Raw genomic sequence first — 22,011 nt, 5'->3', positions numbered from 1 at the left:
TGCGAGACGAATGAGGGTGGCAGCTATACGCGGGTCGCAGACCGGGACTCTAGAACCGGCAGACCCGAAGGTCTCCCACGTACAGCCGCCATAAGCAAAGCGGATGTTGTGCGTCCAGAGATCGACGGGCTGCGAGACCCGATCGCTGATGTGTCAGCGACCGGACCACAATAGAACCCGCCCCCAAGGCGCACAAGCCGGCGGATTCTGGCGTAGCTGTAGGCAATGGCGCAAGGATATGTAGCCTGTAAGACGTGTCTGAAGGTGTCTTTTAAACGCCAGCGTTTAAAAGGAGTTTTGCGCTGACTTCACTGGCTCCTTCGCGAGCAGGCTCGCTCCCACATTTGGAATGCAATCCCCCTGTAGGCCTTCGCCTGCTCGCGACAGCGGTCTGTCTGGTTTGAATGGAAAAGCGGAAGACGGGGGGCAGGCCCGGTCTACCGTCTGTCCGAAAACCCGCCCAACCTGATAGTTCTGACAGTAGACGCTTCGCTCCCGCTGAGGTGCCATGGGCATGGGAATAGTCCCGTAGCGCAGAGAGCACGATCATGGCAGAGGCTATCTATAAAAAGCTTGAAGGAATGACACTGGACTTTGTTTCAGGTCGACTGGAGGAGAACCCGAAGGAACAGAGCATCCGTTACACGGCGTGCTTCGATCTGGATCTGGACTTCACCCACTTTGTGCAAATGGCCAATGTCTATATCCCGGGGTATCTCAACAATCCGGTGAATGCCATCAGGCCAGAGCTGGACGGCCTGGCTTACCACTATTCCTACAACTACCTGTTTGATGCGGCGGGGAACATTCGCGACAACCAGGCCTTGTTCGAACTGTTTACCTCGCCCAGGTATTACATGGATCAATGGGCGACCGGCCCTGATCTGGCAGTGCGCTTTGGCAAGCCGACGTTTGAAAGGGTCGGTCGCACGTTACGCATCACGGCGCGCAAGGATTTTCGATCGCTGCAAGATGATCACCTGATTCAACTCGGCGAGTTGCCGGTCATCCAGTTCCATTGGGCACTCAATCTGCTGGAAGGTCATCTGGCAGGTCCCGGGACCCGTGCGCCGGAGACCAAGGTGGTTTTCATGTACATGGATGAGGATTTCGTCGATGTGGAGGGAGAGCAGTTGCTACGCGGTACGCAGTACCTCAATGGCAAAGAACTCAAGTTCGGCGAAATTTTGCCCAAGCAGATTCTGATCGCGCAGTGACCGGCGTTTCGTTTAAAGCAAAAGATCGCAGCCTTCGGTAGCCCCTACAGTTGAAATACGAAACTGTAGAAGCTGCCGAAGGCTGTGATCTTTTGATTTTTCTACCCACGAGAGTAAGGAGCGAAGCAATCCCGCAACCACCGAAAGTCTCCGGGATGGCCCCAGTGCCCTGCGTGCGAGCCTGCTCCTGAAGGGGGCAACACTGACCCCCAATCGACTATTTTTCAAACCACCTTCGGTGAATTCTGCATGTCGAATTTTTTCATTTTTGCTGCGAGTTCATTCTCCGGTACAAGCCTGATTCGGATGTTGTCAAGGTCGGCAATATCAGTTGCACTGAAAGACAAGGTGGCATCGCTGGTGGTGTCTTTCGGTTTGAACAGTCCCTCAAATTCATGCCATTGTTCCCATGTCTTCGGGAGCTTCTGGCGCATCAGTTGTTCAGCGCCTAAGCTTAAAGTAATTTCGGGACCATCGTGGAGGTTGGTGTTGTAGCTGAAGTTGAATTCGTATAGTTTTCCGGATTCTAACGTAATTGTTTTAGTGATCTTTCCAGTCGCTCTAGGGTAATTAAGATAATACTGGTGATCTCCAGTTGTAATCAATTCCCCGCCGTCGATGGGGGACCAACCGTTCCAGTACGCTTTTGTAAAATCGGTGAAGTCATCCAGGTTGGTAAAGTCAGTAGTCATTTCATTCTCCTCGGTATTGATAGACTCGAGCGTTGGTAAGTACAGGCAGCCAAATCTAAAAGGCTGGTGATGTTGCTCTTAGGTATTGCAATCATTGATTTTGAAATGAAGTCTTCGTCTTGGAAGAAATCAATCAAGTGCATCAATCGAATAATTAGTAAGTCGACAACGCCTTGATGGACTCATTAAAACAGGCAACGGGAAAGTGCGCACCTGTCAGAGTTGACAGGTATCAGACGAAATCCGATGAGTGGTCGTTTATCGCTTGGATAAAAAACTTGCTGTCGAGACGCCAACACTCGCTGTCCCGATTGAACGGGACAGCGGTTCTGCGAGTGAGATTACCGAACTGCAACCGCATAGGTGGGCGCCCGTTTAATCGCGCAAGGTGTGTTGGGCGGACGCTTACTCTGATTGCCAAGTAGCCAAAGTTAAAAGGCGATTGGCGCCGTCTTCACTGGCCCCTTCGCGAGCAGGCGCGCTCACAGAGGATTGCATTTCACTCTGACATTTGGAATGCGATTCCCTGTGGGAGCGAGCCTGCTCGCGAAAGCGTCAGCCCAATCAGCAAAATCCTCAGTTGAACACCTCTGTTTCATCACACCGGCAAAAGTTGGAAAGCTTCTTGCAGTACCCCCCGTGAGCCCGCTCTGGGCGTCAAAAGTTTGCTTTAAAGGAACGGGGAAAACCGGTGGATCGCTCTCAGTTATTCAACACAGCTCGCTCGAATGTTGCCGACCTCAGTCGAGGCAATCTGGGCGTGCCGTTGTTGCTGCTGGTCATGTTGGCAATGATGATGTTGCCGATTCCGCCGTTCCTGCTCGACGTGTTCTTCACCTTCAACATCGCGCTGTCGATCGTCGTCCTGCTGGTCTGCGTGTATGCGCTGCGACCGCTGGATTTCGCCGTGTTCCCGACGATTCTGCTGGTCGCGACCTTGCTGCGGCTGGCGTTGAACGTGGCCTCGACGCGGGTGGTGATGCTCCACGGTCAGGACGGCCACGCCGCTGCCGGTAAGGTGATTCAGGCCTTCGGTGAAGTGGTGATCGGCGGTAACTACGTGGTCGGTATCGTGGTCTTCGCGATTTTGATGATCATCAACTTCGTCGTGGTGACCAAGGGTGCCGGGCGGATTTCCGAGGTGAGCGCGCGTTTCACCCTCGATGCGATGCCCGGCAAACAAATGGCGATCGACGCCGACCTCAACGCCGGTCTGATTGACCAGAACCAGGCCAAGGCGCGCCGCCAAGAAGTCGCCCAAGAGGCCGAGTTCTACGGTTCGATGGACGGTGCCAGCAAGTTCGTCCGTGGTGACGCCATCGCCGGCCTGCTGATTCTGTTCATCAACCTCATCGGCGGTATGGCCGTCGGTATCTTCCAGCACAACATGAGCTTCGCCGACGCCGGCAAGGTTTACGCCTTGCTGACCATCGGTGACGGTTTAGTGGCGCAATTGCCATCACTGTTGTTATCCACAGCAGCAGCGATCATGGTGACCCGTGCTTCCGGCTCGGAAGACATGGGCAAGCAAATCAATCGCCAGATGTTCGCCTCGCCGAAAGCGCTGGCGGTGGCGGCAGGGATGATGGCGGTCATGGGCCTGGTGCCGGGCATGCCGCACTTCTCGTTCCTGACCATGGCCGCGCTGGCCGCTGGTGGCGCGTACCTGTTCTGGAAGAAGCAGAACGTGGCCAAGGTCGTGGCGCTGGAAGAGGTCAAACGTCAGCAGGAGCTGCTGCCGTCGCCGGCCCGCGCCATGGAAACCAAGGAGCTGGGCTGGGATGACGTGACGCCGATCGACATGATCGGCCTGGAAGTCGGCTATCGCCTGATCCCGCTGGTGGACCGCAATCAGGGCGGGCAATTGCTGGCGCGGATCAAGGGCGTGCGCAAGAAGCTCTCGCAGGATCTGGGCTTCCTGATGCCCACTGTGCATATTCGTGACAACCTCGATCTGGCGCCCAGCGCCTATCGACTGACGCTGATGGGGGTGATCCTCGCCGAGGCCGAGATCTATCCGGATCGCGAACTGGCGATCAACCCGGGCCAGGTCTACGGCACGCTCAACGGGATCAACGCCAAAGATCCGGCTTTCGGCCTGGAGGCGGTGTGGATCGAAATCAGCCAGCGGGCCCAGGCACAATCGCTCGGTTACACCGTGGTCGACGCCAGCACCGTGGTCGCCACGCACTTGAACCAGATTCTGTACAAGCACTCCAGTGAGCTGATCGGCCACGAAGAAGTGCAGCAACTCATGCAATTGCTGGCCAAAAGCTCGCCGAAACTGGCTGAAGAGCTGGTGCCGGGCGTGGTCACGTTGTCGCAGTTGCTCAAAGTGCTGCAAGCGCTGCTCGCCGAACACGTGCCGGTGCGCGATATCCGCAGCATTGCCGAAGCCATCGCCAACAACGCCGCGAAGAGTCAAGATACCGCCGCGTTGGTCGCCGCTGTGCGCGTCGGCGTATCTCGCGCCATCGTCCAAAGCATTGTAGGCACTGAGTCCGAGCTGCCTGTGATCACCTTGGAACCAAGGTTGGAACAAATATTGCTCAATAGTCTGCAGAAGGCAGGACAAGGCTCGGAAGAGGGCGTTCTGCTGGAGCCAAGCATGGCCGAGAAGCTGCAGCGTTCGCTCATCGAAGCGGCGCAGCGTCAGGAAATGCAAGGTCAGCCGGTGATCCTTTTGGTCGCCGGCCCGATCCGCGCGATGCTCTCGCGCTTTGGCCGCCTCGCAGTCCCTGGATTGCATGTGCTGGCCTACCAGGAAATACCGGACAACAAGCAAGTGACCATCGTTGCGACAGTAGGGCCCAACGGCTGAGGTAGTGGTTTATGCAAGTTAAGCGTTTCTTTGCCGCCGATATGCGTCAGGCCATGAAGCTGGTTCGTGATGAGCTGGGCGCTGATGCCGCCATCATTGGCAACCGCCGCATTGCCGGCGGTGTCGAGCTGACGGCGGCACTGGATTACAAATTGTCGGCGCTGGCGCCACGGGTTCCGAACATGGAACTCGAAGACGAGCTGCGCAAGACCCAGTCGCGCATCGTCACCGCCCAGGCCGAGTTGAGCCTGCGTGGCGAAGCCGATGGCAATAGCAACCGCCAGATCTTCGCCGGCCTGCCGTTGACCGCTGGTTTGCCGCTGACTGCCGCTGAACCGCTGAGCGAGCCGACTTACGCCGCCCCGGCGCGTCCGGCCCCGGCGCCTGCGCAGTCTTCCGGCGGTGTTGATCCGCGCGCACTGGATTCGATGCGTTTTGAATTGAACAGCCTGCGCGAGCTGATGGAAGTTCAGCTCGGCACTCTGGCCTGGAATCAGCTGCAAGGCAGCCGTCCAGCGCAAGCCAATCTGTATCGTCGTCTGCAACGTATCGGTCTGTCCGGCCCGTTGTCGCGCGATCTGCTGGCGATGATCACTGATATCGAAGAACCCCGTCAGGCCTGGCGCATGTTGCTCGCACACCTGGCGCGGATGATTGCCGTGCCGGAAGTCGAGCCGCTGGAAGAGGGCGGTGTGATTGCCATGGTCGGCCCTGCCGGCATGGGCAAGACCACTACTCTCGCCAAGCTTGCCGCGCGTTATGTGCTGAAATACGGCGCGCAGAATGTCGCGCTGGTGAGCATGGACAGTTTCCGCATCGGCGCTCAGGAACAACTGAAGACGCTGGGCCGCATTCTCAATGTGCCGGTAACTCACGTCGATCCGGGCCAATCGCTGGTGCAGGCACTGGATCCACTGCTGCGCAAACGCGTGGTATTGATCGATACTGCCGGCCTGCAAGCCAGTGATCCGGCGCTGCGCATGCAGCTGGAAAGTCTGGCCGGACGTGGCATTCGTTCAAAAAATTATCTGGTCTTGGCAACCACCAGCCAGAAACAGGTTCTAACCGCCGCTTATCACAGTTACAAGCGTTGCGGGCTTGCCGGCTGCATCCTGACTAAACTGGATGAAACGGCCAGCCTTGGCGAAGTGTTGAGCCTGGCGATCAGTCATGAATTGCCGGTCGCGTACCTGACCGATGGCCCACGGATTCCGGATGATTTGCATCTGCCGCGCCGTCATCAACTGGTCAGTCGCGCCGTCAGCGTGCAAATGCAGGAAGAACCCAGCGAAGAAGCCATGGCTGACATGTTCGCTGATATCTATCACAGCCCGACCAAGCAGGTAGGCTGAGGTATTCATGAACAGTTTTTGTACCTACATCGATGGTCTGCCATGCATTGTTCCGGTTGTGAACGCGCAGCCAGTAATGTGGCCTCCGTCTATGCAAGACAAGGTAAAGAAATAACATGGGCAGCATGCATCCCGTACAGGTGATCGCGGTGACCGGCGGCAAAGGTGGCGTCGGCAAGACTAACGTGTCAGTGAACTTGTCGCTGGCGCTGGCAGAGCTTGGCCGTCGGGTCATGCTGCTGGACGCCGACCTCGGTCTGGCGAACGTTGACGTATTGTTGGGGCTGACCCCTAAACGCACGCTGGCCGACGTCATCGAAGGCCGTTGCGAGTTGCGCGACGTGCTGTTGCAAGGCCCCGGTGGCATCCGCATCGTCCCGGCCGCGTCCGGCACGCAAAGCATGGTGCACCTGAGCCCGGCGCAACACGCCGGTCTGATTCAGGCGTTCAGCGACATCGGCGACAATCTCGACGTACTGGTGATCGACACCGCTGCGGGTATTGGTGACTCGGTAGTCAGTTTTGTACGCGCCGCGCAGGAAGTGTTGCTGGTGGTCTGCGACGAGCCAACCTCGATCACCGACGCTTACGCGCTGATCAAACTGCTCAACCGCGATTACGGCATGAACCGCTTCCGCGTGCTGGCCAACATGGCGCAGAGCCCGCAGGAAGGGCGCAACCTGTTCGCCAAGTTGACCAAGGTCACGGACCGCTTCCTTGACGTCGCTCTACAATACGTCGGCGCCGTGCCTTACGACGAAAGCGTGCGTAAAGCGGTGCAGAAGCAGCGCGCGGTGTACGAAGCCTTTCCGCGTTCCAAGTGCGCACTGGCGTTCAAGGCGATCGCGCAGAAGGTCGACACCTGGCCGCTGCCCGCCAACCCGCGTGGCCACCTTGAGTTTTTCGTCGAGCGCCTCGTGCAGCAAACGGCAGGGCCCGTGCTATGACAGCAAGCGGTATGAACTACTACAAGAAGTCGGCACGTGACGCGCAGTACGAGTTGATCGAGCGTTACGCGCCACTGGTCAAACGCATTGCCTATCACTTGCTGGCACGCTTGCCGGCGAGTGTGCAGGTCGAAGACCTGATCCAGGCCGGGATGATCGGCCTGCTCGAAGTCTCGACCAAATATGACGCCAGCAAAGGCGCCAGTTTCGAAACGTACGCGGGCATACGAATCCGCGGCGCGATGCTCGACGAAGTGCGCAAAGGGGACTGGGCGCCACGCTCGGTTCACCGCAATACCCGGATGGTCAGCGACGCAATTCGCTCAATTGAAGCTAAAACCGGCCGTGATGCTAAAGATCACGAGGTTGCGGCCGAACTCCAATTGAGTCTCGACGATTACTACGGGATTTTGAATGACACTTTGGGCAGTCGCCTGTTCAGTTTCGACGACCTGTTGCAGGACGGCGAACACGAAGGGCTGCACGAGGATGGCGCGAGTGCTCATATGGAGCCGTCACGCGATCTGGAAGATGAACGCTTCCAGGCGGCGCTGGCGGACGCGATTGCCAATTTGCCGGAGCGTGAGCGACTGGTGTTGGCGCTGTACTACGACGAAGAGCTGAACCTCAAGGAGATCGGTGAAGTCCTTGGCGTCAGTGAATCGCGGGTCAGCCAGTTACACAGCCAGTGCGCGGCCCGTTTGCGGGGGCGTTTGGGGGAGTGGCGAGCGCGCTGAAGGCAGTGTGGGGACACTGCGAACGAGGCTGGTGCGGTGATGAACGGCACCGGTCTTGCTCTGTTGTGCTCCAGACAGTCTTTGAGTGCTGCGCCGATTGATTGAAGTGGCGCGTCCAGGTGCTGGGCGCGTTTAAGACTGCTTGGAGGTCGAATTGAACAAAGACATGAAAATCCTCATCGTTGATGACTTCTCAACGATGCGGCGGATCATCAAGAACCTGCTGCGTGATCTTGGGTTCACCAACACCGTCGAGGCTGACGATGGCGTGACTGCCATTCCAGTGCTCAACAGCGGAAGCATCGACTTTCTGGTAACGGACTGGAACATGCCGGGCATGACCGGTATCGACCTGCTGCGCCACGTGCGTGCCGATGAAAAGCTCAAGCACCTGCCAGTGCTGATGGTGACTGCAGAAGCCAAGCGCGAGCAGATCATCGAGGCCGCTCAGGCCGGTGTGAACGGCTACGTAGTCAAACCTTTCACGGCTCAGGCGTTGAAAGACAAAATCGAGAAGATTTTCGAACGCATCGGCTGATGAACGCGCGGGGGAGCTATGGAGCATAACGAATCTTCACAGGGCGATTTCGAGTCGACCCTGAAAAAACACGCGGTCGAACTGGTCGAAAGCCTTGAAAAAGGCAGGTTCGGCGACGCTGTGCAACTGATCCATGAGCTCAATCAGACCCGTGACCGTGGCCTGTACCAGGAAGTGGGCAAGCTCACACGTGAACTGCACAGTGCGATCGTCAACTTCCAGATCGACCCGAACATGCCGCAGGCCGAGGAAGTGTCGCAAATCACCGACGCCACCGAACGCCTGGGCTATGTGGTCAAGCTGACGGAAGCCGCGGCCAACCGCACCATGGATCTGGTGGAAAGCGCCACACCGGTGGTCAACAGTCTGGCTGATGAAGCGCAGACCTTGAGCGCCGATTGGGGTCGCTTCATGCGTCGCGAGGTCGGGGCTGAAGAGTTCCGTGAACTGGCGCGCCGGGTCGACGGTTTTCTGTCACGCAGCAGCACGGACAACCGTGCGGTGTCGAGCAATCTCAACGACATCCTGCTGGCCCAGGATTACCAGGACCTCACCGGTCAGGTGATCAAGCGTGTGACCCAGCTGGTCACCGAAGTCGAAAGCAATTTGCTCAAACTCGTGCTCATGGCCAGTCAGGTCGACCGCTTTGCGGGCATCGAACATGACCGCGCCGCGATGCTTGCAGAAAAAGATCCACAAAAACATCTCTCGCAGGGTGAAGGTCCGCAGATTCATGCCGATAAACGAGAAGACGTTGTGTCCGGTCAGGACGATGTGGACGATTTGTTATCCAGCCTCGGGTTCTAGAGTTTTGGAATTTTAGGTTTTTTGGGTTTTTAGACCTGTAGGAGCACCCCATTAATGAGCTTCGGCGCCGATGAAGAGATCCTTCAGGATTTCCTGGTTGAGGCCGGCGAGATTCTTGAGCAACTGTCCGAACAACTGGTCGAGCTGGAAAGCCGCCCGGATGACGCAGATCTGCTCAACGCAATTTTTCGCGGTTTCCACACTGTAAAAGGGGGCGCCGGCTTCCTTCAGCTCAATGAGCTGGTGGAGTGCTGTCACATCGCCGAAAACGTGTTCGACATCCTGCGCAAGGGTGAGCGTCGCGTTGATGCAGAACTGATGGACGTTGTCCTCGAAGCACTGGACGCGGTGAACAGCATGTTCACTGAGGTTCGTGAGCGTGCGCCGATCACCGCGGCCACCCCGGAACTGCTGGCCGCCCTGGCGCGTCTGGCCGAACCGCAATCGGCGGACGAAGCCCCGGCTTCGCCAGTGGCCGAGATGATCGAAGAACTGGTCGTCGAAGGCGACGCGTCGGGCGACATCACCGATAACGAATTCGAACAACTGCTGGACTCGCTGAACGCCGTCAAGGCTGAAGCTGAAGCCCCGGCCGCTGCTGCACCTGCGCAAACGGCCAATGAAGCCGCGAGCGATGAAATCACCGATGCCGAGTTCGAGTCGTTGCTTGATCAGTTGCACGGCAAGGGCCAGTTCGCGGTGGACGCGGTTGCACCAGCGGCGACAGCCCCTGCGGCGCCGGCCAAGGGCGACAGCTCCGACATCACCGACGACGAATTCGAAGCCCTGCTCGATCAGTTGCATGGTAAGGGCAACTTTGCCGTGGACGCGCTGGAGTCGGCGATTGCTTCGGCACCGGCGCCGGCTGCTCCAGCGGCCGCCGCTGCCGGCAGTGATCTGATCAGCGATCACGAGTTCGAATCGCTGCTCGACGAATTGCACGGTAAAGGCAAGTTCTCCGAAGTCGGCACCGCCGCTGCTGGCAGTGCTTCGACCGTCGCCACGCCTGCCGCCAAGGCACCGGCCGCTGCTGCAGCGCCCAAGCCTGCCGCCAAGCCTGAGCCAAAAGCCGAAGCGCCAAAACCGGCTGCCGCTGCTGCACCGGCTCCGGCCCGTGCGCCGGCAACACCGCCACCGGAAAAACCGGCAAGCGAAGCCGAAACCACCGTACGCGTTGACACGGCGCGTCTCGACGAAATCATGAACATGGTTGGCGAGCTGGTGCTGGTGCGTAACCGTCTGGTGCGCCTGGGTCTGAACAGCGGCGATGAAGCCATGCAAAAGGCCGTGTCGAACCTCGACGTGGTCACGGCTGACTTGCAGACCGCCGTCATGAAGACGCGGATGCAGCCGATCAAGAAGGTCTTCGGGCGCTTCCCGCGTCTGGTTCGAGATCTGGCGCGTCAACTGAAGAAAGAGATCAACCTGGAACTGGTGGGCGAAGAAACCGACCTCGACAAAAACCTTGTCGAGGCCCTGGCCGACCCGCTGGTCCACTTGGTGCGCAACGCGGTCGACCACGGCATCGAGTCGCCGGAAGAACGCGAAGCGTCGGGCAAGGCCCGTGGCGGTCGCGTGGTGCTGGCGGCCGAACAGGAGGGCGACCACATCCTGCTGTCGATTTCCGATGACGGCAAAGGCATGGACCCGAACGTCCTGCGCGCCATCGCGGTTAAACGCGGCGTGATGGACAAGGACGCGGCCGATCGCCTCAGCGACACCGAGTGCTACAACCTGATTTTCGCCCCGGGTTTCTCGACCAAGACCGAGATCTCCGACGTCTCCGGCCGCGGTGTCGGCATGGACGTGGTGAAGACCAAGATTTCCCAGCTCAACGGTTCGATCAACATTTATTCGACCAAGGGCCAGGGCTCGAAGATCGTCATCAAGGTGCCGCTGACCCTCGCGATCATGCCAACCCTGATGGTCATGCTCGGCAATCAGGCGTTTGCGTTCCCGTTGGTCAACGTCAACGAAATCTTCCACCTCGACCTGTCGACCACCAACGTCGTCGACGGTCAGGAAGTGGTGATCGTGCGGGACAAGGCCTTGCCATTGTTCTACCTCAAGCGCTGGCTGGTCAGCTCCGCCGCTCACGAAGAGCAGCGTGAAGGCCACGTGGTGATCCTTTCGGTGGGCACCCAGCGGATCGGCTTCGTCGTCGATCAACTGGTCGGCCAGGAAGAAGTGGTCATCAAGCCATTGGGCAAAATGCTGCAGGGCACTCCGGGCATGTCCGGCGCCACCATTACCGGTGACGGCCGCATCGCGCTGATTCTCGATGTTCCAAGCATGCTCAAGCGTTACGCCGCACGGCGTATTTGAATCCGGGGCGGCGGGGCGACAACGTCCCGCTGCACCTAATGGAGTGTTTATGGCAGTCAAAGTCCTGGTGGTGGACGATTCGGGTTTTTTCCGCCGCCGCGTCTCGGAAATTCTTTCTGCGGATCCGAGCATTCAGGTGGTCGGCACCGCCACCAACGGTAAAGAGGCGATTGATCAGGCGCTGGCACTCAAGCCGGACGTGATCACCATGGACTACGAGATGCCAATGATGGACGGCATCACGGCAGTGCGGCACATCATGCAGCGCTGCCCGACCCCGGTGTTGATGTTCTCCTCGCTGACCCACGAAGGCGCCCGGGTCACCCTCGATGCGCTGGACGCCGGCGCGGTGGATTTCCTGCCGAAGAATTTCGAAGACATCTCGCGCAATCCGGAGAAGGTCAAGCAATTGCTGTGCGAAAAGGTGCATAGCATCTCGCGCAGTAATCGTCGTTTCAGTGCTTATAGCGCACCGGCTCCAGCCGCAGCGCCAACGCCTGCACCGGCTCCGGCGCCATCCAGCTTCAGCAGCCACAGCACCAGCGCACCGGCACGTCCGGCACCCGCGCCTGTGCATGCACCTGCTCCAAGCCGTGCTCCGGCTGCCAGCGCTTCGTCGCCGGCACCGAAACGCAAAGCCTACAAACTGGTTGCCATCGGCACGTCGACGGGCGGCCCGGTTGCCCTGCAACGTGTGCTGACGCAGTTGCCAGCGAACTTCCCGGCGCCGATCGTGCTGATCCAGCACATGCCGGCAGCGTTCACCAAGGCGTTTGCCGAACGTCTCGACAAGCTGTGCCGCATCAGCGTCAAGGAAGCCGAGGACGGCGACATCCTGCGTCCGGGCCTGGCGTTGCTCGCGCCCGGTGGCAAGCAAATGATGATCGATGGCCGTGGCGCGGTGAAAATCCTCCCGGGCGACGAGCGTCTGAACTACAAGCCGTGCGTGGACATCACCTTCGGTTCGGCAGCGAAATCCTACGGCGACAAAGTTCTGGCGGTGGTGTTGACCGGCATGGGCGCCGATGGCCGTGAAGGCGCGCGTCTGCTCAAGCAGGGCGGCAGCGCCGTGTGGGCGCAGGATGAAGCCAGTTGTGTGATCTACGGCATGCCGATGGCTATCGTCAAAGCCGACCTCGCCGACGCGGTGTATAGCCTCGACGACATCGGCAAGCACATTGTCGAGGCGTGTATCTGATGGATGTTCTAAGCCTTATCGGGATCATCATGGCGTTCGTCGCCATCATCGGCGGTAACTACCTTGAAGGTGGTCACCTCGGTGCGCTGGCCAACGGCCCGGCGGCATTGATCGTACTGGGCGGCACCATCGGTGCCGCACTGCTGCAATCGCCGATGAGCGCGTTCAAACGCGCCATGCAGATTCTGGCGTGGATCTTCTTCCCGCCGCGTGTGGACTTGGCCGGCGGCATTGATCGCGTGGTCAACTGGAGCCTCACCGCACGCAAGGAAGGTCTGCTCGGGCTGGAAGGCGTGGCCGATGCCGAACCGGACAACTACTCGCGCAAGGGCCTGCAACTGCTGGTCGACGGTGCCGAGCCGGAAGCGATTCGCAGCATCCTCGAAGTGGATTTCTACACCCAGGAAGCCCGCGACATCGAAGCCGCGAAAGTCTTCGAAAGCATGGGCGGCTACGCGCCGACCATCGGCATCATCGGCGCGGTGATGGGCCTGATCCACGTGATGGGCAATCTTGCTGATCCGACCCAGTTGGGCAGTGGCATTGCTGTGGCTTTCGTTGCGACCATCTATGGTGTGGCCAGTGCCAACCTGATCCTGTTGCCGGTGGCAGCCAAATTGAAGTCAATCGCGTTGCGGCAGTCGCGTTATCGCGAAATGTTGTTGGAAGGCATTTTGTCGATCGCCGAAGGTGAAAACCCTCGCTCCATTGAGTTGAAGCTGCAAGGCTTCATGGACTAAGGGAATAACCTCATGGCACGTCGTCGCCACCAGGAAGAGCATGTAAACCACGAACGCTGGCTGGTTTCCTACGCTGACTTCATCACGTTGCTGTTCGCGTTCTTCGTGGTCATGTACTCGATTTCGTCGATTAACGAAGGCAAGTACAAAGAGATTTCCGAAGCGCTGGTCGGGGTCTTCAAGGACTCCGACCGCGCGCTCAAACCGATTCCGATCGGCGACGAGCGACCGAAAACCGTGACCCCGGCCAAGCCGCTGGTCAAGGACGCCGAGCAGATCGACGCCGGTATCGCCGGCGCCAGCGATCCGCTGAAAAGCATCGCCGATGACATCAGCGCTGCGTTCGGCGACTTGATCAGCTCCAACCAGATGACCGTGCGCGGCAACGAACTGTGGGTCGAGATCGAACTCAACTCCAGCCTGTTGTTCGGCAGCGGTGACGCCATGCCGAGCGATATCGCGTTCAACATCATCGACAAGGTTGCAGCGATTCTGAAACCGTTCGACAACCCGATTCACGTCGAAGGCTTCACCGACGATCAACCGATCCGCACCGCGCAGTACCCGACCAACTGGGAGCTGTCCTCGGCGCGTTCGGCAAGCATCGTGCGCATGCTGGCCATGCAGGGTGTGAACCCTGGCCGATTGGCATCGGTGGGTTACGGCGAGTTTCAACCGGTGGCCAACAACGCTACCGCTGAAGGCCGGGGGAAAAACCGCCGGGTGGTTCTGGTGGTCTCGCGAAATCTCGATGTACGTCGCAGTCTCACGGGCACCGGAACCGCCAATGCGCAACCGGACGCTGCGTTGAAGCGTGCTGGCACACAAACTGCACCGACCCCGGTCAAGACGCCGGGACGCGAGAGTGCCGTCAATTCTCCGTCACCCGCATTAACACGCTGAGCTATGTCTCGGTCGAGCATATCGGCCGGGAGGAACGAACTGAATGAGAGTCTGGGCAGTCGCCAATCAAAAGGGTGGTGTCGGTAAAACCACATCTTCCATCGCTTTAGCCGGATTGCTGGCCGAGGCGGGCAAGCGCGTGGTTGTGGTCGATCTCGACCCGCACGGCTCGATGACCAGCTATTTCGGCTACGACCCCGACAGCCTGGAGCACAGCAACTACGACCTGTTTCTGCACAAGGGCAGCGTGCCGCAAGGACTGCCGGGGCAGTTGCTGTTGTCGACCAGCGATGAACGCATTTCCCTGCTGCCATCGAGCACCGCACTCGCGACCCTTGAGCGTCAGTCGCCGGGGCAGAGTGGCCTCGGTCTGGTAATCGCCAAGAGTCTGGCGCAGCTGTGGCAGGATTTCGATTACGCGGTGATCGACAGCCCGCCGTTGCTCGGCGTGCTGATGGTCAACGCCCTCGCGGCGAGCCAGCAACTGGTGATCCCGGTGCAGACCGAGCATCTGGCCGTCAAAGGTCTGGAGCGCATGGTCAACACCTTGGCGATGATCAATCGTTCGCGCAAACAGGCGTTGCCGTTCAGCATCGTGCCGACCCTGTTCGACCGCCGTACGCAGGCATCGATGCATACCTTGCGTGTGCTGCGCGACAAATTCCCAGAAGAGATCTGGCAGGGTTATATCCCGGTCGATACCCGTCTGCGCGATGCCAGTCGTGCCGGTGTCACGCCTTCGCAATTCGACGGCAAGAGCCGTGGCGTGCTGGCGTATCGCGCGCTGCTCAAGCATCTGTTGGCGCAACAACTTGTTCCGCAGGTGGCTTGAGCATGAATCGGCCGCTGAAGTTGACGTCGAAGCCGCAGTTGGCTTTGCAGTCGTATCTGGACAGTTTGTTGGAGGAGATTCCCGACGAATTGCCGGCGCAGGTTGCGGCGCGGCCTGAGGTGATTGAAAGCGCTGAAGCGCTGGATGAATTCCAGGCGGCGGTACTGGAAGAACAGGCGCGTGACGCGCAAAAAGCTGTTGCGCCTGTTGCTGCGCCTGCCGTCGCACCCGTCGCCAAGGCGCCAGTGACGTTGATCGAAGAAGCCGAACCGGTTCGTGCATCGGTCTCGACGTTGGCACCGCTGCTGCAAACTCAGTTGCTGAAGACCGCGCCGGAACCGGCAGTGGTCGAGCCTGCACCAGTGGCGGCACCGGCGCCAGTGGAACAGACGCGGGTGCCGCCGCTGGTGGAGGTACATCTGCCGCCGAGCAATACGCCGCCACCGGTGGAAACCGATGGTCGCCCGGCCTGGGCTTCGGAAGCATTCGAATGCCTGCTGTTCGACGTCGCCGGCCTGACGCTGGCGGTGCCACTGGTGTGCCTCGGCTCGATCTACTCACTGGCCGGCCACGAGCTGACGCCGCTGTTCGGTCAGCCGGAATGGTTCCTCGGGATCCTGCCGAGCCAGGCCGGCAACCTGAAAGTGTTGGACACCGCGCGCTGGGTCATGCCCGATCGCTATCGCGATGACTTCCGTCAGGGCTTGCAGTACGTGATTTCGGTACAAGGTTACGAGTGGGGCCTGGCGGTGCATCAGGTCAGTCGCTCGTTGCGTCTGGACCCGAATGAAATCAAATGGAGAAGTCACCGGGGTCAGCGGCCATGGCTCGCCGGCACCGTGATTGAGCACATGTGTGCATTGCTTGACGTTTCCGCACTGGCCGAGTTGATCGCCAGCGGTGGGGCAAAGCACCTCGGCGGCCACAAGCCGCTACATAAACCGACATAGCAGCCGACATAACAATCAGGCGACGGCATTGTTGAATGCCGCCACACAGAACACACACCGCTCAGAGCGGTTTTTTCGAGGGGTCAGGGTATGAGTAGTCAGGCGACGAATGCAAAAGGTTCTGAAGATCCGATCCTGCAATGGGTGACCTTCAAACTGGATAACGAAACCTACGGCATCAACGTGATGCGCGTGCAGGAAGTGCTGCGCTACACCGAGATCGCTCCGGTGCCGGGCGCGCCGAGCTACGTGCTGGGCATCATCAACCTGCGCGGTAACGTGGTCACCGTGATCGACACCCGTCAGCGCTTCGGCCTGAGCACCGGTGAGATCAGCGACAACACCCGTATCGTCATCATCGAAGCCGACAAGCAAGTCGTCGGCATCATGGTCGACAGCGTGGCCGAAGTGGTTTACCTGCGTCAGTCGGAAATCGAGACGGCGCCGAACGTCGGCAACGAAGAGTCAGCCAAGTTCATCCAGGGCGTGTGCAACAAGAACAACGAGTTGCTGATCCTGGTCGAGCTGGACAAGATGATGAGCGAAGAAGAATGGTCGGAACTGGAGAGCATCTGATTTGATTCTCGAGGTCGCGGTCATTGTCCTGTTCCTCTTCTGGGCAGGCACGCTGGCAATGTTTGTGTCGTACATCAAGGCGCAGCGGGTCATCGCTGCGCAACAGGCTCAGGGCGATGCGCTGCGTGATCAGCGCATCAAGGACCTGGCCAAGCGTGTCGACGATTACCAGAACGGCAACGTGCGCATGGGCGAAGCTCTGCATGAATTGCGCGCGGTGGTGAGTCCGTTGCCGGACAAGATTGTCGCGCTTGAACAACGCGACCCGTCGAGCCTGTCATTCGCCCAAGCGGCGAAACTGGTGGGCATGGGCGCAAGCGTCGATGAACTGACTCAGTCCTGCGGGTTGACCCAGGCTGAAGCGGAGTTGATGCGCAAGTTGCACAAGAACTGATTGTCGTACCAGGATCGTTCCCACGCTCTGCGTGGGAATGCATCTTGGGACGCTCCGCGTTCCGCCTGTGAAATGTGACGCAGAGCGTCACGGGCGGCATTCCCACGCAGAGCGTGGGAACGATCAGTAGTCATCGCCACGATCGGTGACGTCCTTCTCGACCATCGGCGCATTCGGATCCTGCCCCTCGGGGAATTTTCCCTTCAGATTCCACGCAAACGCGATGATCTCGGCGATGGTGCGGTACAGCTCTTCAGGAATGCTGTCGCCCAGTTCCATCCGCGCCAGCAAGCGCACCAATTCGGCGTTCTCATAGATCGGCACTTCGCAATCGCGAGCAATGCGCAGGATTTCTTCGGCCAGTTCGTCATCACCTTTGGCGGTGAGGGTCGGCGCGTGGTTGCCGTCGTATTTGAGGGCGATGGCCTGGCGTGGGGCAGTGGAATCGTTCATGCGGTTTCGTCGACCCAGCGGTGTTCAAGACGGGTTTGGTTGCCTTGCGGCGGGGTGCCGAGGTGGCAGTCGATATCGCCGACGTTGAGCCCGCGATCAAGCAGGCGCTGGCGCAGGGCGAACAGGTTGTTTTCGATCAGGTCTGCGGTGTACGGCCGTTCGGCCCACAGTTGGCTGGACAGGCTGCCGGCGATCAACTGCGCCTGAATCTGCATTGGCCCGAGTGGTTCCATGTCGAACGCCAGATCGACGCGCCACAGTTGCTGTTTGGGCTCGCGCTCGTCGCGACGTTCGTTCGGTTGCGGTTCGCGCTCCGGCGCTTCTTCACGCTGGAACTTGACCTGCAACGGCACGATGTCTTGCAGGTTGCGCATGGGGATTTCCAGCTGCCAGGTGCTGAGCAGGCGCCCGTCGTCGGTGACACCGGTTTGTTCCAGACTTGATAGTTGATGGCTCTGCAGGCGCGAAACAGCGGCAGCGGCGAGGCGCAACAACTGTTCCAGATCGCCTTCGCCGTCCAGACTTTGCAGCAAACGCTCGGGCAGCGGGAAGCTGCTCGGTACCGGTTTGGCGCTGACCTGGCCGAGCATGCCGAGGGCGTTGCGGACGAAACTCGGCAGCGCTTGCGCCAGGGTGTTGGCGGCGATGATCGCGTTGAAACTGGTGTTGCTCGGCAGGCCCGGGGTCAGTTGTGCGATCAGCTTGAGCAGATCGGCTTTCATGTCCGGGGCCAGTGTCGGGTTCTGCCCGGTCAGCAATTTGGCTTCGAAGAACGCGCCGCTGTTGGCCAGGGCAAGGGCCACGCCTTTGGCAGTGCTCAGTTGTTGCACGTCCGGCAGGCTGGCAAGGAGTTTGTCGACCACGGCGCGCAAATCCTGCGATGTCTGATCGGTATTGCTCGGCAGATTTTGCAACGCGTTCAGTAACCCCGTCAGAGATGCCTGACGACTTTGCTGGCCGAGCAGTTGCTGACTGACGGCCAGTTGTTCCTGGCGGCTGCTCATCGGCAGAAACTTGAGAGTTTGTGCATCTTCCACCAGCGCCGAAAGCAAGGTGCCGATGCGCAGTGGCTGCGGGCTATCGATGGTCAGTGTGCTGCCGCTCTGTGCGGTGTTGAGCAAACTGACCAGCGAACGGAATACTGCCGCTTGCCCCGGCGTCTGCGGCAGCGCCTGCGAGGTCAGCACCTTGCCTTGCAGCAGCGTGCCGACCGGCAATTGCGCAGTATCGATGCGGGTGAGGGTGGCGACGCTGCTGGCAATCGCCTGCTGCACGGTAATCGCCAGATTACCCGCCGACGGCTGAGTGATCGCCAGACTGGTGCCTTGGGGCAACGGCAGATTGCTGGTCGCCTGCACGGTGGTCTGGCGTCCGCCGTCGACGGTGACCTTGAGCAATAACTGAAAGGTCTGATCCGCCTGCTTGAGCGACAACACCTCGGCCTTGGCGCTTTGCCCTGCACCGATCAGGCCTTCGACCGGGGTCAGCAGCTTGAGCAGCTCACCGACCTGCGGGCGAACGGTCGCCGGGGTGGTGGGCGGGAGCGGGAGGATGTTCATTTCGCCTGTCATACGCGGACACAACCTGAGGAAAATGCACTCTTGAGAGTAAGGCACGACATGTATAATGCCGCCCGTCTTGCGCTTCGAATAAAAAACATAGCAATTGTTTGACCCAGCTCTCTAGATCGAGCCGTCAATGCATCTATGCTGCATCTCTTTAACGGCCGCGCCAGAGCCGACTTGAACCGTATAAGGCCCGTGATCCCTTGACCAGTCCTGTCCTGCAAACCGTTGCCCTCGCGTGTGAACGTGATCTGCGGCTGCTCTTCGAAAATCTCGAATTGAGACTCGCCAGTGGCGATATGGTGCAGATCAGCGGACCCAACGGCAGCGGCAAGACCAGCCTTTTGCGCCTGTTGTCCGGGCTGATGCAGCCGACCGCCGGGCAGGTCCTGCTCAATGGCCAGCCGCTGACCGAACAACGCAGCGAACTCGCACGCAACCTGCTGTGGATCGGCCACGCCGCCGGGATCAAGGATTTGCTGACCCCGGAAGAAAACCTCTCCTGGCTTTGCGCCTTGCATCATCCCGCCGAACGCGAGGCCATCTGGCAAGCGCTGGCAGCTGTAGGATTGCGCGGTTTCGAAGATGTTCCCTGCCACAGCCTGTCTGCCGGTCAACAACGCCGCGTGGCGCTGGCGCGCTTGTATCTGGACAGCCCGCCGTTGTGGATTCTCGATGAGCCGTTCACCGCGCTGGACAAGCAAGGCGTGGCGCAGCTCGAAGAACATCTGGCCGGGCACTGCGAGCGCGGTGGTCTGGTGGTGTTGACCACGCACCACACGCTGAGCCGGATGCCGGCCGGTTATCGTGATATCGATCTGGGGAACTGGGCAGTATGAGTGTGTTTGGCCTGCTGGTTGCCCGTGAATCCCGACTGCTGTTTCGCCGCCCGGCGGAACTGGCCAATCCGCTGATTTTCTTCGCCATCGTCATCGCTTTGTTCCCGCTGGCCGTCGGCCCGGAAACTCAAGTGTTGCAAAACCTGTCCCCCGGGTTAGTCTGGGTGGCGGCGCTGTTGTCGGTCCTGCTCTCGCTGGACGGGCTGTTCCGCAGTGATTTCGAAGACGGATCCCTGGAACAGTGGGTCCTTTCGTCGCACCCGCTGCCACTTCTGGTCTTGGCCAAGGTGCTGGCACACTGGCTTTTCTCCGGTCTGGCGCTGGTTCTGCTCTCACCGCTGCTGGCGTTGATGCTCGGTTTGCCTGCCGCCTGCCTGCCGGTTTTGCTGTTTTCGTTGCTGCTGGGAACACCGGTGCTGAGCTTGCTCGGCGCGGTGGGCGCGGCACTGACGGTCGGTTTGAAACGCGGTGGCCTGTTGCTGGCGCTGCTGATTCTGCCGTTGTACATCCCGGTATTGATCCTCGGCAGTGGCGCCTTGCAGGCTGCCTTGCAAGGCATGCCGGCGACCGGGTATCTGCTGTGGCTGGGTAGCCTGACCGCCCTGGCGATCACCCTGACACCGTTTGCAATAGCTGCTGGCCTGAAGATCAGCGTCGGCGAATAATGAGGTCTGGTTAAAATTTAACCAGCAAAGACCCTGAGACTGCTCACACCGATGAGCGGCACCCGTGATGGAAACAGTATGAACTGGACCTGGTTTCACAAGCTCGGCTCGCCCAAGTGGTTCTACGGCATCAGCAGCAAGTTCCTGCCGTGGTTGAGCATCGCAGCGTTGCTGCTGATTGGCGTCGGCGTCGTTTGGGGCCTGGCCTTCGCGCCGCCGGATTATCAGCAAGGCAACAGCTTTCGCATCATCTATATCCACGTACCCGCCGCGATGCTCGCTCAGTCGATCTACGTGATGCTGGCGGTGTGCGGTGTTGTGGGGTTGGTGTGGAAGATGAAACTGGCCGACGTCGCCCTGCAATGTGCCGCACCGATCGGCGCGTGGATGACCGCCGTGGCGCTGGTCACCGGGGCGATCTGGGGCAAACCGACGTGGGGCTCGTGGTGGGTCTGGGACGCGCGCCTGACCTCGATGCTGATTCTGCTGTTCCTGTATTTCGGCGTGATCGCCCTGGGCAATGCGATCAGCAACCGCGACAGCGCCGCCAAAGCCTGCGCGGTGCTGGCCATCGTCGGCGTGATCAACATCCCGATCATCAAATACTCGGTGGAGTGGTGGAACACCCTGCACCAGGGCGCGACGTTTACCCTCACGGAAAAACCGGCGATGCCCGCGGAAATGTGGCTGCCGCTGTTGCTGACCGTGCTGGGTTTCTATTGCTTCTTCGGCGCCGTGCTGTTGCTGCGCATGCGCCTCGAAGTGCTCAAGCGCGAAGCCCGCGCCAGTTGGGTGAAAGAAGAAGTGCAGCACAGTCTGGAGGCCGCTCGATGAGTTTTGCTTCATTCGGCGACTTCCTCGCCATGGGCCATCATGGCCTGTATGTCTGGTCGGCCTACGGCATCTGTCTGGCGGTGCTGATCCTCAACGTGGTGGCGCCGATTGCGGCCCGCAAGCGCTATCTGCAACAAGAGGCGCGTCGTCTGCGCCGGGAGAACGGCCAGTGAATCCGCTGCGCAAGAAACGTCTGATCATCATTCTGGCCATTCTGGTCGGGGTCGGCGCTGCCGTCGGCCTGGCGCTCAGCGCCCTGCAGCAGAACATCAATCTGTTCTACACCCCGACGCAGATCGCCAATGGCGAAGCACCGCAGGACACGCGCATCCGCGCCGGAGGCATGGTTGAGGCCGGTTCGCTGCAGCGCTCGAAGGATTCGCTGGACGTCAAATTCGTTGTCACTGACTTCAATAAATCCGTGACCATCGCCTATCGCGGCATCCTCCCGGATCTGTTCCGCGAAGGGCAGGGCATCGTCGCCCTCGGCAAGCTCAACGCCGATGGCGTGGTGGTGGCTGATGAGGTGCTGGCCAAGCACGACGAGAAGTACATGCCGCCGGAAGTGACCAAAGCCTTGAAAGACAGTGGTCAATCCGCCCCAACGCCTGCGAAGGAGGGTTGAT

General features: G+C 59.7%; 23 protein-coding genes. 20 read left to right on the top strand and 3 right to left on the bottom strand.

All coding sequences use genetic code 11. The annotated features are described in order from the left end of the window. Positions 1 to 548 precede the first annotated feature (548 nt). Positions 549 to 1,217, top strand: a complete 669-nt coding sequence (locus ACOYXJ_RS01275; protein WP_460367499.1) for a hypothetical protein — start codon at positions 549 to 551, stop codon at positions 1,215 to 1,217. A gap of 224 nt (positions 1,218 to 1,441) precedes the next feature. Here the strand turns inward: ACOYXJ_RS01275 and ACOYXJ_RS01270 are convergent, their stop codons facing one another. Continuing rightward, positions 1,442 to 1,909, bottom strand: coding sequence for a hypothetical protein (locus tag ACOYXJ_RS01270; protein WP_150794384.1), 468 nt, complete (start codon positions 1,907 to 1,909; stop codon positions 1,442 to 1,444). 691 nt (positions 1,910 to 2,600) lie between these two features. Here ACOYXJ_RS01270 and flhA point away from each other — a divergent pair. From flhA to ACOYXJ_RS01200, 14 genes are all read left to right on the top strand, one after another. Further along, a complete protein-coding gene (gene flhA, locus ACOYXJ_RS01265; protein WP_095119910.1) occupies positions 2,601 to 4,730 on the top strand; it encodes a flagellar biosynthesis protein FlhA in 2,130 nt (709 codons plus the stop codon). 11 nt (positions 4,731 to 4,741) lie between these two features. Continuing rightward, positions 4,742 to 6,082 (top strand): flagellar biosynthesis protein FlhF, encoded by a 1,341-nt coding sequence (flhF, locus tag ACOYXJ_RS01260; RefSeq protein ID WP_008077677.1) that lies wholly within the window; start codon positions 4,742 to 4,744, stop codon positions 6,080 to 6,082. Between the two features lie 116 nt (positions 6,083 to 6,198). Then, positions 6,199 to 7,029 (top strand): flagellar synthesis regulator FleN, encoded by an 831-nt coding sequence (gene fleN, locus ACOYXJ_RS01255; protein WP_003222917.1) that lies wholly within the window; start codon positions 6,199 to 6,201, stop codon positions 7,027 to 7,029. Then, on the top strand, positions 7,026 to 7,766 hold the full coding sequence (gene fliA, locus ACOYXJ_RS01250; protein WP_093439777.1) for an RNA polymerase sigma factor FliA: 741 nt from the start codon (positions 7,026 to 7,028) through the stop codon (positions 7,764 to 7,766). The genes fleN and fliA overlap by 4 nt, the downstream gene beginning before the upstream one ends. A 166-nt stretch (positions 7,767 to 7,932) precedes the next feature. Then, entirely contained in the window at positions 7,933 to 8,304 is a 372-nt protein-coding gene (locus ACOYXJ_RS01245; RefSeq protein WP_161986607.1) for a chemotaxis response regulator CheY, read from the top strand. An 18-nt stretch (positions 8,305 to 8,322) separates the two neighbouring features. Further along, positions 8,323 to 9,111 (top strand): protein phosphatase CheZ, encoded by a 789-nt coding sequence (locus ACOYXJ_RS01240; protein ID WP_007920000.1) that lies wholly within the window; start codon positions 8,323 to 8,325, stop codon positions 9,109 to 9,111. Positions 9,112 to 9,165: 54 nt separating this feature from the next. Beyond that, positions 9,166 to 11,436, top strand: a complete 2,271-nt coding sequence (locus tag ACOYXJ_RS01235) for a chemotaxis protein CheA (protein WP_150794385.1) — start codon at positions 9,166 to 9,168, stop codon at positions 11,434 to 11,436. A gap of 49 nt (positions 11,437 to 11,485) precedes the next feature. Next, positions 11,486 to 12,634 (top strand): protein-glutamate methylesterase/protein-glutamine glutaminase, encoded by a 1,149-nt coding sequence (locus ACOYXJ_RS01230; protein WP_038363876.1) that lies wholly within the window; start codon positions 11,486 to 11,488, stop codon positions 12,632 to 12,634. After that, entirely contained in the window at positions 12,634 to 13,374 is a 741-nt protein-coding gene (locus ACOYXJ_RS01225; protein WP_008077689.1) for a flagellar motor protein, read from the top strand. The genes ACOYXJ_RS01230 and ACOYXJ_RS01225 overlap by 1 nt, the downstream gene beginning before the upstream one ends. Before the next feature lie 12 nt (positions 13,375 to 13,386). After that, positions 13,387 to 14,277, top strand: a complete 891-nt coding sequence (gene motD / locus ACOYXJ_RS01220; RefSeq protein WP_034151519.1) for a flagellar motor protein MotD — start codon at positions 13,387 to 13,389, stop codon at positions 14,275 to 14,277. Positions 14,278 to 14,320: 43 nt separating this feature from the next. Then, the gene (locus ACOYXJ_RS01215) at positions 14,321 to 15,109 is read left to right on the top strand and encodes a ParA family protein (protein ID WP_007919990.1); all 789 of its coding nucleotides are present in this window, start codon (positions 14,321 to 14,323) and stop codon (positions 15,107 to 15,109) included. A gap of 2 nt (positions 15,110 to 15,111) precedes the next feature. Continuing rightward, positions 15,112 to 16,059, top strand: coding sequence for a CheW domain-containing protein (locus ACOYXJ_RS01210; protein ID WP_460367494.1), 948 nt, complete (start codon positions 15,112 to 15,114; stop codon positions 16,057 to 16,059). Between the two features lie 90 nt (positions 16,060 to 16,149). Next, the gene (locus ACOYXJ_RS01205; protein WP_095050193.1) at positions 16,150 to 16,635 is read left to right on the top strand and encodes a chemotaxis protein CheW; all 486 of its coding nucleotides are present in this window, start codon (positions 16,150 to 16,152) and stop codon (positions 16,633 to 16,635) included. A 1-nt stretch (position 16,636) separates the two neighbouring features. Then, on the top strand, positions 16,637 to 17,029 hold the full coding sequence (locus ACOYXJ_RS01200; protein ID WP_093103420.1) for a DUF2802 domain-containing protein: 393 nt from the start codon (positions 16,637 to 16,639) through the stop codon (positions 17,027 to 17,029). Between the two features lie 123 nt (positions 17,030 to 17,152). On the opposite strand, the gene ACOYXJ_RS01195 is transcribed toward ACOYXJ_RS01200, so the two are convergent. Together ACOYXJ_RS01195 and fliK are read right to left on the bottom strand one after the other, a co-directional pair. Further along, complete coding sequence (locus tag ACOYXJ_RS01195; RefSeq protein WP_016987484.1) at positions 17,153 to 17,482, bottom strand: EscU/YscU/HrcU family type III secretion system export apparatus switch protein; 330 nt, start codon at positions 17,480 to 17,482, stop codon at positions 17,153 to 17,155. Further along, on the bottom strand, positions 17,479 to 19,053 hold the full coding sequence (fliK, locus tag ACOYXJ_RS01190; protein ID WP_460367491.1) for a flagellar hook-length control protein FliK: 1,575 nt from the start codon (positions 19,051 to 19,053) through the stop codon (positions 17,479 to 17,481). Before fliK ends, ACOYXJ_RS01195 begins: the two co-directional genes overlap by 4 nt. Positions 19,054 to 19,250: 197 nt before the next feature. On the opposite strand from fliK, the gene ccmA reads away from it, so the two are divergent. The 5 genes from ccmA to ccmE all read left to right on the top strand — a co-directional run bounded on the left by ccmA (position 19,251) and on the right by ccmE (position 22,010). Further along, positions 19,251 to 19,886, top strand: a complete 636-nt coding sequence (ccmA, locus tag ACOYXJ_RS01185; RefSeq protein ID WP_016987486.1) for a cytochrome c biogenesis heme-transporting ATPase CcmA — start codon at positions 19,251 to 19,253, stop codon at positions 19,884 to 19,886. After that, the gene (gene ccmB, locus ACOYXJ_RS01180; protein WP_008083427.1) at positions 19,883 to 20,551 is read left to right on the top strand and encodes a heme exporter protein CcmB; all 669 of its coding nucleotides are present in this window, start codon (positions 19,883 to 19,885) and stop codon (positions 20,549 to 20,551) included. Before ccmA ends, ccmB begins: the two co-directional genes overlap by 4 nt. A 78-nt stretch (positions 20,552 to 20,629) precedes the next feature. Next, positions 20,630 to 21,385 carry a heme ABC transporter permease gene (locus tag ACOYXJ_RS01175; RefSeq protein ID WP_016987487.1) on the top strand — a complete coding sequence of 252 codons (756 nt, stop codon included), beginning with the start codon at positions 20,630 to 20,632 and terminating at the stop codon, positions 21,383 to 21,385. Then, positions 21,382 to 21,558 (top strand): heme exporter protein CcmD, encoded by a 177-nt coding sequence (gene ccmD, locus ACOYXJ_RS01170; protein ID WP_460367488.1) that lies wholly within the window; start codon positions 21,382 to 21,384, stop codon positions 21,556 to 21,558. Before ACOYXJ_RS01175 ends, ccmD begins: the two co-directional genes overlap by 4 nt. Next, positions 21,555 to 22,010: a cytochrome c maturation protein CcmE gene (gene ccmE / locus ACOYXJ_RS01165; protein WP_007919964.1), complete on the top strand. Its 456-nt coding sequence runs from the start codon at positions 21,555 to 21,557 to the stop codon at positions 22,008 to 22,010. The genes ccmD and ccmE overlap by 4 nt, the downstream gene beginning before the upstream one ends. Position 22,011: the final 1 nt, after the last annotated feature.

This window comes from Pseudomonas sp. Tul2A7, from assembly GCF_054790505.1.
The sequence above is the reverse complement of the archived record's forward strand: the minus strand, read 5'-3'. Positions and strand labels throughout refer to the sequence as shown.

What these genes read in the sequence shown, in the direction of transcription:
- ACOYXJ_RS01275 (WP_460367499.1), top strand. Translation starts at nt 549, where the DNA reads ATGGCAGAGGCTATCTATAAAAAGCTTGAAGGAATGACACTGGACTTT.
- ACOYXJ_RS01270 (WP_150794384.1), bottom strand. Translation starts at nt 1,909, where the DNA reads ATGACTACTGACTTTACCAACCTGGATGACTTCACCGATTTTACAAAA.
- flhF (WP_008077677.1), top strand. Translation starts at nt 4,742, where the DNA reads ATGCAAGTTAAGCGTTTCTTTGCCGCCGATATGCGTCAGGCCATGAAG.
- fleN (WP_003222917.1), top strand. Translation starts at nt 6,199, where the DNA reads ATGGGCAGCATGCATCCCGTACAGGTGATCGCGGTGACCGGCGGCAAA.
- fliA (WP_093439777.1), top strand. Translation starts at nt 7,026, where the DNA reads ATGACAGCAAGCGGTATGAACTACTACAAGAAGTCGGCACGTGACGCG.
- ACOYXJ_RS01245 (WP_161986607.1), top strand. Translation starts at nt 7,933, where the DNA reads ATGAAAATCCTCATCGTTGATGACTTCTCAACGATGCGGCGGATCATC.
- ACOYXJ_RS01240 (WP_007920000.1), top strand. Translation starts at nt 8,323, where the DNA reads ATGGAGCATAACGAATCTTCACAGGGCGATTTCGAGTCGACCCTGAAA.
- ACOYXJ_RS01235 (WP_150794385.1), top strand. Translation starts at nt 9,166, where the DNA reads ATGAGCTTCGGCGCCGATGAAGAGATCCTTCAGGATTTCCTGGTTGAG.
- ACOYXJ_RS01230 (WP_038363876.1), top strand. Translation starts at nt 11,486, where the DNA reads ATGGCAGTCAAAGTCCTGGTGGTGGACGATTCGGGTTTTTTCCGCCGC.
- ACOYXJ_RS01225 (WP_008077689.1), top strand. Translation starts at nt 12,634, where the DNA reads ATGGATGTTCTAAGCCTTATCGGGATCATCATGGCGTTCGTCGCCATC.
- motD (WP_034151519.1), top strand. Translation starts at nt 13,387, where the DNA reads ATGGCACGTCGTCGCCACCAGGAAGAGCATGTAAACCACGAACGCTGG.
- ACOYXJ_RS01215 (WP_007919990.1), top strand. Translation starts at nt 14,321, where the DNA reads ATGAGAGTCTGGGCAGTCGCCAATCAAAAGGGTGGTGTCGGTAAAACC.
- ACOYXJ_RS01210 (WP_460367494.1), top strand. Translation starts at nt 15,112, where the DNA reads ATGAATCGGCCGCTGAAGTTGACGTCGAAGCCGCAGTTGGCTTTGCAG.
- ACOYXJ_RS01205 (WP_095050193.1), top strand. Translation starts at nt 16,150, where the DNA reads ATGAGTAGTCAGGCGACGAATGCAAAAGGTTCTGAAGATCCGATCCTG.
- ACOYXJ_RS01195 (WP_016987484.1), bottom strand. Translation starts at nt 17,482, where the DNA reads ATGAACGATTCCACTGCCCCACGCCAGGCCATCGCCCTCAAATACGAC.
- fliK (WP_460367491.1), bottom strand. Translation starts at nt 19,053, where the DNA reads ATGACAGGCGAAATGAACATCCTCCCGCTCCCGCCCACCACCCCGGCG.
- ccmB (WP_008083427.1), top strand. Translation starts at nt 19,883, where the DNA reads ATGAGTGTGTTTGGCCTGCTGGTTGCCCGTGAATCCCGACTGCTGTTT.
- ACOYXJ_RS01175 (WP_016987487.1), top strand. Translation starts at nt 20,630, where the DNA reads ATGAACTGGACCTGGTTTCACAAGCTCGGCTCGCCCAAGTGGTTCTAC.
- ccmD (WP_460367488.1), top strand. Translation starts at nt 21,382, where the DNA reads ATGAGTTTTGCTTCATTCGGCGACTTCCTCGCCATGGGCCATCATGGC.